Origin of the sequence: Streptomyces sp. BK340, from assembly GCF_007827595.1 — a bacterium.
Lineage (GTDB): Bacteria > Actinomycetota > Actinomycetes > Streptomycetales > Streptomycetaceae > Streptomyces.
Genome location: NZ_VISR01000002.1, coordinates 465,038 through 478,244, shown reverse-complemented (window position 1 = coordinate 478,244; position 13,207 = coordinate 465,038). Strand labels below are relative to the sequence as shown.

10 protein-coding genes are annotated in these 13,207 nt (G+C 73.7%); 1 reads left to right on the top strand and 9 read right to left on the bottom strand.

The genetic code is table 11. The features are described 5' to 3' along the window. Positions 1-24 precede the first annotated feature (24 nt). The 8 genes from FB157_RS05515 to FB157_RS05485 all read right to left on the bottom strand — a co-directional run bounded on the left by FB157_RS05515 (position 25) and on the right by FB157_RS05485 (position 9,171). On the bottom strand, positions 25-1,848 hold the full coding sequence (locus FB157_RS05515) for a VgrG-related protein (RefSeq protein ID WP_145876485.1): 1,824 nt from the start codon (positions 1,846-1,848) through the stop codon (positions 25-27). Next, positions 1,845-2,567, bottom strand: coding sequence for a LysM peptidoglycan-binding domain-containing protein (locus FB157_RS05510; protein ID WP_145876483.1), 723 nt, complete (start codon positions 2,565-2,567; stop codon positions 1,845-1,847). Before FB157_RS05510 ends, FB157_RS05515 begins: the two co-directional genes overlap by 4 nt. 63 nt (positions 2,568-2,630) lie before the next feature. Then, on the bottom strand, positions 2,631-3,056 hold the full coding sequence (locus FB157_RS05505; protein WP_145876481.1) for a phage tail protein: 426 nt from the start codon (positions 3,054-3,056) through the stop codon (positions 2,631-2,633). A 33-nt stretch (positions 3,057-3,089) separates the two neighbouring features. Next, the gene (locus FB157_RS05500; protein ID WP_145876479.1) at positions 3,090-6,485 is read right to left on the bottom strand and encodes a hypothetical protein; all 3,396 of its coding nucleotides are present in this window, start codon (positions 6,483-6,485) and stop codon (positions 3,090-3,092) included. 4 nt (positions 6,486-6,489) lie between these two features. Further along, positions 6,490-6,648 carry a DUF6760 family protein gene (locus tag FB157_RS47135; RefSeq protein WP_167444188.1) on the bottom strand — a complete coding sequence of 53 codons (159 nt, stop codon included), beginning with the start codon at positions 6,646-6,648 and terminating at the stop codon, positions 6,490-6,492. Beyond that, positions 6,645-7,139, bottom strand: a complete 495-nt coding sequence (locus FB157_RS05495; RefSeq protein WP_145876477.1) for a zinc-ribbon domain-containing protein — start codon at positions 7,137-7,139, stop codon at positions 6,645-6,647. Before FB157_RS05495 ends, FB157_RS47135 begins: the two co-directional genes overlap by 4 nt. After that, positions 7,136-7,576, bottom strand: a complete 441-nt coding sequence (locus tag FB157_RS05490) for a phage tail protein (protein ID WP_145876475.1) — start codon at positions 7,574-7,576, stop codon at positions 7,136-7,138. The genes FB157_RS05495 and FB157_RS05490 overlap by 4 nt, the downstream gene beginning before the upstream one ends. A 35-nt stretch (positions 7,577-7,611) precedes the next feature. Then, complete coding sequence (locus FB157_RS05485) at positions 7,612-9,171, bottom strand: phage tail sheath family protein (protein ID WP_145876473.1); 1,560 nt, start codon at positions 9,169-9,171, stop codon at positions 7,612-7,614. Between the two features lie 250 nt (positions 9,172-9,421). Here FB157_RS05485 and FB157_RS05480 point away from each other — a divergent pair, with 250 nt between their 5' ends. Then, positions 9,422-10,987 (top strand): DUF4157 domain-containing protein, encoded by a 1,566-nt coding sequence (locus tag FB157_RS05480; RefSeq protein ID WP_186581355.1) that lies wholly within the window; start codon positions 9,422-9,424, stop codon positions 10,985-10,987. 88 nt (positions 10,988-11,075) lie between these two features. Here FB157_RS05480 and FB157_RS05475 read toward each other — a convergent pair whose 3' ends face one another. After that, positions 11,076-13,130, bottom strand: a complete 2,055-nt coding sequence (locus FB157_RS05475; protein ID WP_145876822.1) for an ATP-binding protein — start codon at positions 13,128-13,130, stop codon at positions 11,076-11,078. Positions 13,131-13,207: the final 77 nt, after the last annotated feature.

Here is a 13,207-nt window from a genome sequence, read left to right as displayed (position 1 = left end):
TTTCGAGATCCCGGGGGAATGAGGTCAGTTGATCCGGATGAGCTTGGCCTTGAGGACGCCGAGGAGACCGCCGTCGACGGTGACGTCCGACTTGCCGTTGACGCCCACCGAACGGCCGTCGATCTGCACCTTGTTCGTCCCGGTGATGTCCACCTGCCGGCCCTTCACGGTCACGTCGCCCTGCTTCGCGTCCAGCGTGATGCCGCTCCGGTCGAGCACGACGGAGGTGACGGGTCTGGCCTTCCCGGCGTACACCGTGAGCTCGATCCGGTTCTGCCGGTCGTCGAGGAACACTTCGAGGCGCTCGTCGCCGGTCATCAGCCGCACCCCGGAGCGTCCCGGCGCCCTCGCGTCCAGCAGCTCCACCCGGTGTCCCGAACGCGACACGACGGAGCGGCGGTTGACCTTCCCGCTGGTCCTGTCGATCAGCGGGACGTCGTGCGGAGACGGTTCGTCCACGCCGTTGTAGAGCCCCCCGATGACGTACGGGCTGTCCAGCAGGCCCTGTTCGAAGCCCACCAGTACCTCGTCGTTGACCTCCGGACTCACCACGCCACCGCCGCCCTTGCCGCCCCACTGCACGGTGCGCACCCAGTCGGTGACGTACGTGTCGTCCAGCCAGGGGAACTTCAGTTTCACCGCGCCGCGCTGGGAGCCGCCGGGTTCGCGTACGTCCGTCACGACGCCGATCGCCAGTCCCGGCATGCGCGGGCCGCGGGACGGCGCGTTGGCGCCGGTCACCAGGCCGGTGAGCGAGCGGTCCGGACTCGCGCTGACCCACACCGTCGTCCGGTATCCGCCCTGCGGTTCGAGGACGTGCTGCACCGCCGTCGCCGTGTACTTGCCGGAGAACGCCTTCCCGACGTTGCCGAGCGCCACGGGCTTGCCCGCCCGCAGCTTGGGGTTGCCCTCGGCCACCACCTCCAGCTCGCCGAAGCCCGCGCTGACCTGGGCGGCCACCGCGTCGGCGACCGCGGTCGTCTCGGCCTGGGTGCGGTACGGGGTGTCGGTGACGGTCAGCTTCGACGACTTGCCGAACCGGGCGGCGAACGCCGGGCTCAGGCCCGGCACCACCGTGTCACTGTTCACCGACGGCTGCCGGGACACCAGCGGCCGCTTCGTGGTGACGTCCCAGCCACGCACCTCCACCTGCTGCGCGCCGTCCGCGGCCGACAGCGAGGCCCGCAGCGCCAGCAGGTTCCGCCCGTACTCCAGCACCATCGGGTTCCGGGTGGCCGAGGTCGACGGCGCGGGCGCGCCGGACGCCTTCTCCGGCTTGGTGAACTGGAGCAGCCCCTTGTCGTCGACGCGCACCTGCGCGCCGCTCTCGGCCGCCAGGAACTGCAGGAAGTCCCAGTCGGACACGTTCGCCTGCGAGAGCTGCTGGTACGTGACGGGCGCGGCCTGCACGGTTCCGCAGGCCAGTCCGGCCCCGGCGGCCACCTTGCGGACGATGGCCGCCGCGGTCATGTTCCGGTACGCCACCACCTTCCGGCCGCGCTGGAGGCGGTGCGCCTTGGAGTAGGCGCGCACCACCGTGAACGAGCCCGTGCGGTCCCGGTCCACCTCCAGGGCCGTCACCTCGCCGTCGAACAGCCGCTCGCGTGCCTGTCCGCTCACGGTCACGACCGACACGCGCAGCGGGGTGCCGATGGTGATGCCGGTCGCCGTCAGGAACTCGTGGTCGGGGTCGCGGAAGGTGAGCACCGCCGCGTTGGGCAGGCCCACGTTCTCGTCCACCACGCAACTCACCAGCTGGGCGGCCCAGATCGGCGGAAGTTCGCCGGGTGCCTCCACGATCGGGTCCGCCGCGAACGACCGGCCGCCCTGTTCCCCGGATGTGCTCACCGCTCCTCCTCAGCGCCCGCGTCCCGCAGCGCCGGCACCACCAGTTCGGTGCCGGGTACGAGCGCCATCGGGTCGTCGATCTCGTTCGCCTCGGCGATGGCCCGCCAGGCCGTCGCGTCGCCGTACTCCCGCCAGGCCAGCAGGGCCAGGCTGTCGCCCGCCACGACGGTGTGCGTGCTGCGGGCGGTGCGCGCGCCGGACGTCGGGTTCTGGCCCGGCGGGTCGACGCTCGCCTCCTCGATCGACAGCGCGCAGGTGGCCCGCAGCGGCTTGCCGTCCACGTCGAAGAGCGTGTATGTCACCGACAGGCTGGAGAGCACCCCGTCGAACGAGGTCGTCCGCGCGGTGCCCCACTCGAACCGCACCCACGGGCTGGCCGGCTTCTTGCGGCCCAGGCTGGCCGGCGTCGGCACGCACGCCTTCATCAGCTTCTCCACCGCCAGTTCCACGGAGTTGTCGTGGGTGGCGGTGGCGTCCAGGAACACCTCGAGGCTGAGCTCGCGCGGGCCGCTGCCGACGAACTCGGGCAGCGCCGACTGCCCCGCCATCCGGGACGGGGAGCGCCGCCACTCGGTGGTCTTGCGCAGCTCCAGGGTGGAGGGGTTGAACTGCAGGTTCAGCCGCGCGATCGTCCCGCCGGGCTTGGCGCCGACGGAGGCCGGGGGCTCCTTCAGCGTCAGCTGGGCCCTGGCCCGACTGGAGCGGGACGCTGGGGACATGCCGGGACTTCCTTTCCGGGACGGAGGGCGAAAACCGAGGTGCGGGGCGGTGCTTGAGGCGGGTCAGGACGGGCGAAGCCCCTCGTGGGCGATCTCCAGGGTCTCCACCGCGGCCTGCGAGCTGTTGGGGTCGAAGGACGGGCCCTGCCAGCGCACCGGGACGATCCCGAACACCTGCCAGCTGATGATCCGGGTCAGGTCGGGCCGCAGCGCCACGATCTCGCCGTCCTTGGGCTCCACCCTCCGCAGGGTCTCGTCGAGCCAGCGGGCGATCTTCGCCGTGTCGGCGGTGACCGGCCGGGTGAGCGTGATGTTCGACCAGGTCACGCGGCCGGGGAGCTGCCAGGTGAAGTCGTTGTTGCCGCCCTCCGCGTAGCTCTCCATCTCGACCTCTGCGCCCATGCCGGAGCAGGTGTGGAAGGCGCCCAGGTCGTTGCCGCCGATCGCGAGCCGGAAGAACACGCTCGTCGCGAAGATGTTGTCCGTCATTCGTCCGTCATCCGTCCGATCCGTTCCGTGCCCTCAGCGGCGTCCGTCGTAGGGGCGGCCCGTGCGTTCCCGGCCGCGCCGCAGTTCGGTGCGCAGCAGCCGGGCCATCGGGTCCAGCAGACGGCGGGCCAGGTCGTCCAGGTCGATGCCGGGGTCCTGCGGTGCCCCGGCGCGGTGGGGCGTGCGCCTGGAGGAGGCGGTGGACGTCGAGGACGTGGTGGACGTGCCGGGCGGCTGCTGCTTGCCGCGCGACGGCGCCGCCTTGGCCGGTACGTCCTTGGGCACGCTCTTCCCTGCGCCGGGGACCTCGCGCTGGACCGCGGGAGCCACCGGGCTGTTCCCGTGGCCTCCCGCCGTCGATCGGGGGCCTGACGCGACGTTCCTCGGCCGGACCACGGGAACAGTCCCCGCGGATGCCGGTGCCGGCATGGCCTGCGGGCGGTCCGGGAGGGGAGGCGCCTGCGGGGCGGTCACCGGCAGCGGCCGCCCCGGTACGGCGGTGGCCCCGGCGAGCGCCCCGGAGGTCTGCGGCCCCGGCGGTGCAGGCCGTACGACCGGCACGCGCTGGACGTTCCCCGGAGAACCGGTGCTTCGCACCACCGAGCTGTCCGGCCCGTGCCCGTACGCAGTCACGGCCCGCTGCACCTGGGGCGTCACCGGGGAACTGGTGTTTCGTACCGCCGAGTTCTCCGGTCCGTGCACGGTCGCGGCCCCCTGCACCTGACGCGTCGCCGGGGTGCGTGCGGACGGGCTCGCGTTCCGGGGCGGTCGCGCGGACGCCCCGGTGGGAGGCACGGGCTCGCCCTGCGGGGCGGCAGCCGCGCCGGGCCAGCGCGCGGCCACCACGGGACGGCTGTCGGTGCGGGAGGCGGTGGGCTGTGCCACCCCTTCCGGAGCGCGGGTGTTCATGGTGAGCGGGCGCGCGTGGAGCAACTGGAGGGAGCGGGACGCCGCAGGGACGGCGTGCGCTGCGGACCCGGTCACGGTGAGAGCGCGCGGGGCGGCCGCGCCGCGGGGCCGGCGCCGGTCGCCCGCGGGGCGGGGGGATCGGGGCAGCGCCGGTGCCGACGGCGATCCGGCGGCAGGGGTCCGGCTGCCTTCCGGGCGCTCGGTGCGTTCGGGGTGCTCGGTGCGTTCGGGGCGCTCGGTGCCTGTTTCGGCCAGGGCCCGGGACACGAGGACCGGGGCCGGGGCGCCGGGGTCCTGAGGCTGTTGCCCGCCCGGGACCGGTCCGCCGGAGGTCGCACCGGAGCGTGGCGCATTCCCTGCCGGGACTGCCGGGACTGCCGGGACTGCCGAACCTGCCGTACCCGCAACGCCTTCCGGCACTGCGACCGGAGACGGCGTCACCAGCGGTGTGGCCGGCCCGTCTTCATGGCTCGCGGGGCGGGGTGCCGTGCTGCCCGCGGTGGTGGGCCGGTCCGCGGCGAGACTGCGCTGGACGTCGACGGCCCCCAGCAGCGGCGCGTCCGCTCCGCCCTCTCCTCGCCCGAGGGGTGCGGCCTCGCCGGGAGTCCGGTCGCGATCCGTCGCGGACGGCGCCGGAGCGGCTCCGGCACCCCTGTCCTGGTGGGCGGGAGCACCCCTGTCCCGGTGGGCCGGGGCGCGCTGGACGTCCGGGCCGGGTGCCGTACGAGCGGCGCGGGCGGCGGACGCGGGTGAACCGGTCAGGTCTGCGCTCGGCGGCAACGCGGGCAGCGGCGCGCCCAGACCACCTCGCGCACGTGCGCCGCTCGGGCGCGGGGAGCCTTGGCTCGTCCCGCTCCTGCTCCCGCTCCCGCCGCCGTCAGTGGGCCGCGAGGCACCCTTCTCCGACCCGCTCGGACCTCCGTCGGCCGGGCGCGAGGCGCCGGCTGCGCCTTCCGCTGTGCCTTCGGCATGCCGCTGGACGACGGGAAGTGCCTGACCGGGCACGGATCCGGTGCCGGGCGGGGGCTGTGCGGCGGAGACGGCCTGCGCCGGCGGTGCGGCCGTGGCGGGCAACTCGCTCAGCGGGGCACCGAGGGGCGCGCGGCTCGCCGTACGGGTGACGGCACGCTGTACGGGGGCGGTCGAGGACACGCCCGTACCGGCCGGTCCGGTCGTGGCGGAGGTGGGACCGGGCGCGTCAGGAGCGGTGCCGCCCGCGGTCACGGGGGTGCCGGCGGGCCGCAGGGCAGAGATGCGGCGCGCGGCTCCGGCCGGGCGCCGGGCGACGGTCAGCCGGGGCCCCACCGACCGGAGTCGGACGGCAGGTTGGGACGCCTCGGCGGCGGAGGCGCGGGATGCCTCCGGCTGTCCGGCTCCCCGAGCGGACGGAGAACCCGTCGTCCGGGTGGCGGGGCCGGAGGGCGTACGGCCTCCTGAACCTGCCGCCGGCCGGGACGCGCTCCCGGAGTCCCGCTCGGGCGCGGCGGCCCGTCTCGCCGGGGCGGACCCGTCGGCCGCTGAGCGGGACACACCTGCGTCGGCCGCTGCGCCCGGGAGCACCGCCACACGTCGTACCAGCGGAATCTCCCGAGCGGCCGGCGGGCGGCCGGTGTCGGTGGGAGTCACGGCCGGGGCCGTGCCCGGCACCGCGACGCGTTGGACGGAGGGAGGTGACGAGGAGAGCACGGCCGGGGAATCACCGGACGTGAGGCCACGGGCCCGCGGAGCACCACTCGAACGCCCCTCCCCCGCCACGCCGTCGCCGTTGTTGCCGCTGTTGCCGCCGGGACGCGCCGACGCGGGCTGCGGGCCCGAACTCGCTTGCGCCCCTCCCGTACCGCCCGAGCCGCCGGCGGTGGGCCGTACGGCAGAGGCGGAGGCGGAGGGCAGCGGGCCGGACGGGAGCGGACCGGACTCCGTCGAGACGCGCGGCTCCGAGGCGGACGGCGCGGGGCCTGACGCCCGCGTCCCCGTCCCCGTCCCCGTTCGCGCCCGGCGCCGGAGCTGTGGTGTCCGGCCGTCCAGTGTCCGAGCCGTGCCGGCCGTGGTCCCGTCGCCCTGCGCTCCCTCCGCTCCCTCGGGGCGCAGTGCCCGAAGCAGCAGCGGCCCACCGCCGGTGTGGGTGGGCTGCGCGGTGGCCGGGCGCGTGACACCCCGCATGAGTCCGGTCGGGGCCGTGGGCTGCAGGGCGTGCCCGAGGCCGTTGTCGAACGACGGGTTCTGCCAGGCGGCGAGGCCCGCGCGGAAGGTGAGGCCGTCGCTGACGCCGAGCGGGGCGCGGGAGAGGGTCAGTTCGGGCGCGGCGGTACGGCGCCAGCCGCCGTCCCAGTCGTGCGGCACGGAGGGAACCGGGGCGGAGGGAACCGGCGCGGCGGAACCCGGGCCGCCGGGCGCGCTCGGGTCCGGACCCTCGCCGGACGGACCGGCCGCCGGGGCGCCGGTGCGCCCCGCACGCCGCAAACGCTCCACGGTGTCCGGTCCTCCGGCGGCCCGGCGGCGCAGCCTGTCCCGCCATGCCATGTGCTCAACCGCCTTCGTTCATGCGGGTGTTGATACGAGCGATCTCGGCCACCCACTGCCGGCGTTCGCCGTGGGTCAGATCGAGGATCTCCTCGCGTTGCCAGTGGAAGTGGTAGGCGATGTACGCGATCTCCTCCCGGAGGCGGGGAAGGGCGTACGTCACGATTCCCCCAGGCGCCCACCCGAGAGGTCGACCTCGAAGCCGCCGCCGCAGTGCGGGCAGGTCACCGCCGCACGGGTGTGGCCCTCGCTGTTGACGCGGCGGTAGAAGTCCTGGAGGAAGGCGACGTCGGTGGCGTACATCCGTTCCACGACCCCGGCGTGCACGTCGGTGATGTTCCCGAGCCGGGTGATCACCTGGCTCAGCAGCACGACGCTCAGGTACGCCGGGTTCTCCTTGACCCGCAGATCTATCTGGGGCCGCAGCTCGTCCCGGGCGGTGGCCAGGCGCATCGAGCCGTGCCGATGCACCGTGCCCGCCTCGTCGACGTACCCGCGCGGCAGCTCGAACTCGAACTCGGTGCGCAGACCGTGGTCCTCCCGGGGCGGCGCCGGGGCGGCGGCCGGGGCCGCCGCCTGCTCCGGAGCCGCGGCGGGTGCCGTGACCTGGAGTATCTCCTCCAGGTTGCCCGCCGTCACCGTACGGCGCCTCATTCGACGACGATCTCCTCGAACACGATCGTGACGGACTCGGTGGCCGGGGACGACTCGCCCGCCTTCAGGGAGGGGCCTTCCCACTTGGAGGCCCAGCCCTGCAGCAGCTGGATACGGCGGACCGTGCTGCCCTCGGAGTCCTTGATCTCGATGGTGAGGTTCTGCCGCGCGGAGTTGACGGCGCCCTTGTTCAGCGTCTCCTTGATCCACTTGGTGAACTCGCTGCTCTTGTCGAGTCCCCGGGTGATCGTGATCTCGCCGGCCTGCCGGGCGCCGGGCTGCTTGCGGATGATCTGCTTGCCGTCCGCGCTGACCTGCTTGACCTCGACGACCTCTTCTTCGACGGTCAGCCCGCTGATCTCCTGGATCGACTCGACCAGGTAGCCGCCCAGCTGCACGCCGAAGACGTGGGTGGAAAGAGCATCGCCCGTTGCCATGACTGTCTGTCACCTTTTCCTTGCGGACCCGCGGGTCACTCGTCGATGAGGCTGGTGCTGTCGGAGAACTGGGCCAGCCGGAAGACCACGAACTCGGCCGGCTTGACCGGCGAGACGCCGATCTCACAGACGACCCGGCCCTGGTCGATGGACTCCTGCGGGTTGTTGTCGCGGTCGCACTTCACGTAGAAGGCCTCTTCGGCGGTGCGGCCGAACAGGGCGCCCCGGCGCCACTCCTCGCTGAGGAACGCCGTGACGTTGCGCCGGATGCTCGACCACAGCCGGTCGTCGTTCGGCTCGAAGACCACCCACTGGGTGCCCAGGAGGATCGACTCCTCCAGGTAGTTGAACAGGCGGCGCACGTTCAGGTAGCGCCAGGCCGGGTCGGAGGAGAGGGTGCGCGCGCCCCAGATCCGGATGCCCCGGCCGGGGAAGGCCCGGATGCAGTTCACGCCGATCGGGTTCAGCAGGTCCTGCTCGCCCTTGCTGAGCCGGAGTTCCAGGTCGACCGCGCCGCGGATCACTTCGTTGGCCGGCGCCTTGTGCACACCGCGCTCGACGTCGCTGCGCGCCCACACACCGGCGACGTGACCGCTCGGCGGGACGAGGGCGTTGCGTCCGGCGGCCGGGTCGAAGACCCGCACCCACGGGTAGTAGAGGGTGGCGTAGCGGGAGTCGTAGCCCGCCTCGTCGTTGCGCCAGGTGCGCACCTGCTGGGCGGAGAGCCCGGGCGGCGCGTCCAGGACGGCGACCCGGTCGCCCATCTGCTCGCAGTGCGAGATCACGGCGAGCTGCACGGTGCGCACGCCCTCGGCGTCGATGTCGCCGCGCTGGTAGGCGCTCATCAGGTCCGGCACCGCGACCATGGTGATCTCGTCGATGGTCTCCAGGCCACCGAACCCGGTGCGGGCCCCGGCGTCACCGACGTACTCGGCCGGGTCGAGGCGGGACACCGCGCCGGCGCCGGGCACGGCCGGCGCGGCCGGGGCGTCGGCCAGTGCCACGGTCTGGTTGGCGGGCCTGCTCTGGGTGGCACCGCGCTGCTCGGTGACCTCGATCAGCTTGGAGGCACGCGCCTGGTTGACCAGGTACCCCTTGACGTTCTTGCGGGCGGACGCCTCGTACGTCTCCGCCACCTGCTCGCCCTGGCGGACCAGGATCTTGAAGCGGTCCTCGGGCGGGTTCTCGCCGTCCGCGTCGGCGACCTCCACCGACAACCCGAGGACGCCCGGCCTGGCCGCGACCAGGAAGCCGCCGAGCTCCGCCGGTTCCACGGCCTTGGTGTCCTGCCGCCTGGGGCTCTGGGCCGCCGGGGCGGAGGTGTCCTCGGCGGAACCGCCGATCCGCACGATGTAGGCGGCGCCGCCGCCGTTGGCGAAGTAGCCGTAGACCGCGTGCGGCAGGTAGGCGCCCTCGGTGAAGCCACCGAACAGCTGGGTGTACTGGTCCCATCCGGTGACCAGCGTCGGCGCGTGGAACGGGCCGCTCTCGGCGAACCCCACGAACGCGGCGACGGCGGTGCCGACCCCTTCGATCGGGCGGGCACCGGACTGCACCTCCTCCACGTACACGCCCGGGGTGAGGTACGTCGGCATGCTCGCTCCTTCGCGTCCTACGGGTCTGTCAGCTGTGTCCAGGCCGAGTCTGCGCGGCAGGCCCGCCGGGGCGACAGGAACGCGGGGACCTGGCCGAGGGCAAGATCGCTGCCTTCGGCTGCCCGCTCGGACGGTCCGGCCGCCGCCCCGCCTTGCCCTCGTTCTGCCCGTACGGGCCTGGACGTCCCGGTCGCCCGGGCGGTCCACTGGTGGACCGCAGCAGGGGTGCGGCCGACTAGGAGGCAGCGAATTGCGGACGTCCGGGGCGCACACGGAGCAGACCGAGAACCGGCAGGCCACGCGCGGCCCGGCCGCGGCCGCCGCCCGCCGGGAGACGTCCGCGGGCGGCGCCGCCGTGCCGCCGCCACTCACCGCCGACGCGCTCCGGGCGGCGCAGCGCGGCTCGGGCAACGCCGCGGTCACCGCCATGATCGCCCGGCGCGCGTCCGCCCAGGAGCAGCCGGACGCCGGGGTGCAGGAGGACTCTCACCCGAACCATCGGCACGGCGCGGAACACGACCGGGAAGCCGCGGCGCAGCCGAGCGCCGCCGACGCGGTGAACTCCGTGGTGCGGTCCGCCGGCAGCCGACTGCCCGCCTCGCTGCAGCGGGAGATGGAAGCCCGTTTCTCGGGCGAGGACTTCTCCGACGTCGCGGTCCACACCGGCGCCGCTGCCCGGCGGTCCGCCGAGGCGGTCGGGGCCGAGGCGTACACCACCGGCACCCGTCACATCGTGTTCCGCGGCACGATCGACAAGAAGACCCTCGCGCACGAACTGGAGCACGTCCGCCAGCAGCGTGCCGGTGCCGTGGCCGGTACCGACGACGGCAGGGGCCTGAGCATCAGCGACCCCTCCGACCGGTTCGAGAGGTCGGCCGAACGCAAGGCCGAGCAGGTGATGCGGGGCGGAGCGGACGTCCAGCGGTCGGTCGCGGACCACACCGCCGACGCCGCGCACCGGACGACCGGGGCAGCGGCCGAGGTGCAGCGCATGCCGAGGAAGAAGACGACGAAGAATCAGGCGGGGGGCAACCAACCCGCAGCAGCGGCCACTTCCTCGAAGACCCTGTTCGAGGAAATCATGGAGCACTTCGAGGGGCTCAGCGAAGAGTTCAAAGCGAAGAAGCAGAACGAGAAGGAGTACATCCTCGAGCAGATCGGGATCGAACCCGGAAGCGAACTTTTCACGCTCGACGAGGTAAAAGAAGACGAGTCGATGCTGACCCTTCTCCTCGCGGAGCTCGAAACCGCGAAACACGCGTCCGGGTTCTCGGGTCCGGGCGGCGGCAGCAGTGACTGGGCGGCGAGCGCGGTCACTTCGGCACACGCGGGGATGCGGGCGGACTATCCGTTCTGGGGCGACAAGACGACCCTCCACCACAAGATCTCCCGGAGCGAGCTGGACGCTGTACTCGCCTCGGCCGAGAAGGACGGGGCGAACGCGAAACCGCTGTTCGAGTTCCTGGACGAGATACGGACGGTGCTCGACTCGACCGCGGGGAACAAAAAAGCCCTGCACAACATGCCGGCCAACCTGGAAATGGGACCGGCGAGTGACAAGAGGATAGGCGACCCGGGATCCGGGACCGACTTCAACTACACGCCTTCGGGCGCGATGACGCCACGGTCGAGCGAGCTGAAGGACGCCCTGAGCCTGGCGAACGCTGCCACCGTCGACTGGGAGGCCGTCGCGGACAAGCTGAGGGAGGCGCAGCGCCTTCACGAAACGCAGTACGGAGGCGCGATACTCTCCCCGCCCGCTCTCGAACGGTGGAAGAAAGCGCAGGGCGACAAGTGGAAGAAGGCCTCCGACTGAGGTCTTCCGTGTCGAGCCCCGGGGGAAGCGGTTCCGCCGCCCGCGGACCGCGCCACCCGCGGCTCAGGCGCCGACGGCAGTCCGCGGCTCAGGCGTCGACGGCGTCCGCCAGGTAAGGCCCGAACTCGCCCTCCAGGACCAGCCGTCCCAGCTTGCGGTACTCCTGCGCGACCGCCGTCACCAGTTGCCGCATGGTGAGCGGGCTGCCGGACTCGGCCGCGAGGTAGGCCGCGGTCACCGCGCAGGCCCGGATGGAGCCGCCGGCGAGTTCGAAGCGGTCGGCGCAGAAGGCGAGGTCCAGGTCCTCGGCGCGGGGCAGCCGGTCGCCCAGGCAGCGCTCCCACAGGGCGAGGCGCTGGCCGGCATCGGGCACCGGGAAGTCCGCCACGACGTCCAGGCGGCGGGTGAACGCCTCGTCGAGGTTGGCCCGCAGGTTGGTGGTCAGCACCGCGATCCCGTCGAAGGACTCCATGCGCTGGAGCAGGTACGCCGACTCGATGTTGGCGTGCCGGTCGTGTGCATCCTTCACCTCCGACCGCTTGCCGAAGATGGCGTCGGCCTCGTCGAAGAGCAGCACCGCGTTGACCGCCGACGCCTCGGTGAAGATCCGCTCCAGGTTCTTCTCGGTCTCCCCGACGTACTTGTCCACCACCGTGGACAGGTCCACCACGTACAGGTCCATGCCCAGGTCGGCGGCGACGACCTCGGCGGACATGGTCTTGCCGGTGCCCGACTCCCCCGCGAAGAGCGCGATCACTCCGCGTCCCCGGCCGCCGCCGGGCCGCATCCCCCACTGCCCGAGCACCTGCTCGCGGTGGCGGGCGCGCAGCGCGAGTTCGCGCAGCCGCCGGTGGGTGGCCGGCGGCAGCACCAGGTCGTCCCAGCCGACGCCCGGCTCCACCCGGCGGGCGAGCCGCTCGAGCCCCGCGCCGTTCTGGGCCCGTGCGGCCGTGCGCAGGTCGTCGGGGCGGACCGGACGCCCCGCGAGGGCGGCCGTGCGCACCGCCACGTCGGCGGCGCGGCGCAACTGCCCGGAGTCCAGGCGGTGCGCGGCGACGGCCTCGGCGAGCGCTTCCACGTCATCGGTCGCGAGGTCGTCACCCGAGATGTTGCCGGCCGCCCCTTCGAGGGCGTGCCGCCAGCGCGCGGCCTGCCGTCCGGGCGAAGGCGCCGGCACGGTCAGGGCGACGGGGGTGTCGGCCGCCCACTCCGGGGCCCAGCCGACCGTGCCGTGCGTGATCAGGGGGATCCCCCGCAGCGTCGCGCACAACACCCTTAGTGCGGCGGCCCGTTCGGCGGGTTCCCCGGGGAGCGCCTCCAGGGGGCCGAGGACGACTCCGGCGCCGGTGAGGCGGACTTCGAGGGCGGTGATCCGGGCGAGTTCCGGTACGTCGGCCGGGCGCCGGGCGAGGGCCACCGCGTCCAGGACGAGCGGTTGCAGCCCGGCCGTGCGCAGGGCGGCGACGGCGAGACCCGCCGCATCGCCGCCGCGGCTGCGCAGATGGACGAGACCGACGCCGGTGCCGGCCGCGGCCGCCGTGCGGTGGACGTCGGCCGCCTCGGCGGTCGGGTCCTCGCGTGCCTCGCCGAGCATCCCGGCGAGCCGGGCGTCGGGCCGGGCACTGCCCAGCAGATGCCCGGTGACCCGGTCGGAGACCGCCAGCCCTCGTGACAGTGGCGGCCGTTCGGGCTCGGTGACCTCCATCAGACCGCCCGCGATCAGCGGGGCGCCCGGAGCGAGCCGGAACCGGGCGGACGCCGCCCCGGCGAGCCCGCACAGTTCCAGGGCGAGCCCGACCGTGGGGCGTCGTCGTGTCAGGTCGTCGTTGAGGTAGCCGTAGAGCCGCTCGAAGCGTGCGTCGAGGTCGGGTGCCAGCGCGACCAGGAGCAGGTCCAGGTCGAGCGGGGACAGCCCGAACCGCCGGGCGAGGCCGTCGAGGACGGACCCGGCGGGCGGCTGCCCCGGCTCGTACGCGGGTACGCCGAGACCGCCCGGCTCGTCCAGGATGCGAGCAGCCGCCTCGGGCGTGAGGTACTGGCCCCGGTACGGGTCGTCGGGGTCGGGGTCGCCGGCCCGGCGAACCGCCACCGCGTGCCGCACACGCTCCTCGACCACGCGAAGCCGCGTCCACAGGTGGTCCACGTCGGCGGAGACCGTTTCGGCATCGGCATCGGGGCGGACGCCGGTTCGGGCGGCCGTCGCAGGTTCGGCGGTGTGCT

Bases quoted from the DNA above. Each gene is read 5' to 3' on its own strand.
- FB157_RS05495 (WP_145876477.1), bottom strand. From the start codon at position 7,139: ATGAGGCGCCGTACGGTGACGGCGGGCAACCTGGAGGAGATACTCCAG.
- FB157_RS05490 (WP_145876475.1), bottom strand. From the start codon at position 7,576: ATGGCAACGGGCGATGCTCTTTCCACCCACGTCTTCGGCGTGCAGCTG.
- FB157_RS05505 (WP_145876481.1), bottom strand. From the start codon at position 3,056: ATGACGGACAACATCTTCGCGACGAGCGTGTTCTTCCGGCTCGCGATC.
- FB157_RS05510 (WP_145876483.1), bottom strand. From the start codon at position 2,567: ATGTCCCCAGCGTCCCGCTCCAGTCGGGCCAGGGCCCAGCTGACGCTG.
- FB157_RS05500 (WP_145876479.1), bottom strand. From the start codon at position 6,485: ATGGCATGGCGGGACAGGCTGCGCCGCCGGGCCGCCGGAGGACCGGAC.
- FB157_RS05485 (WP_145876473.1), bottom strand. From the start codon at position 9,171: ATGCCGACGTACCTCACCCCGGGCGTGTACGTGGAGGAGGTGCAGTCC.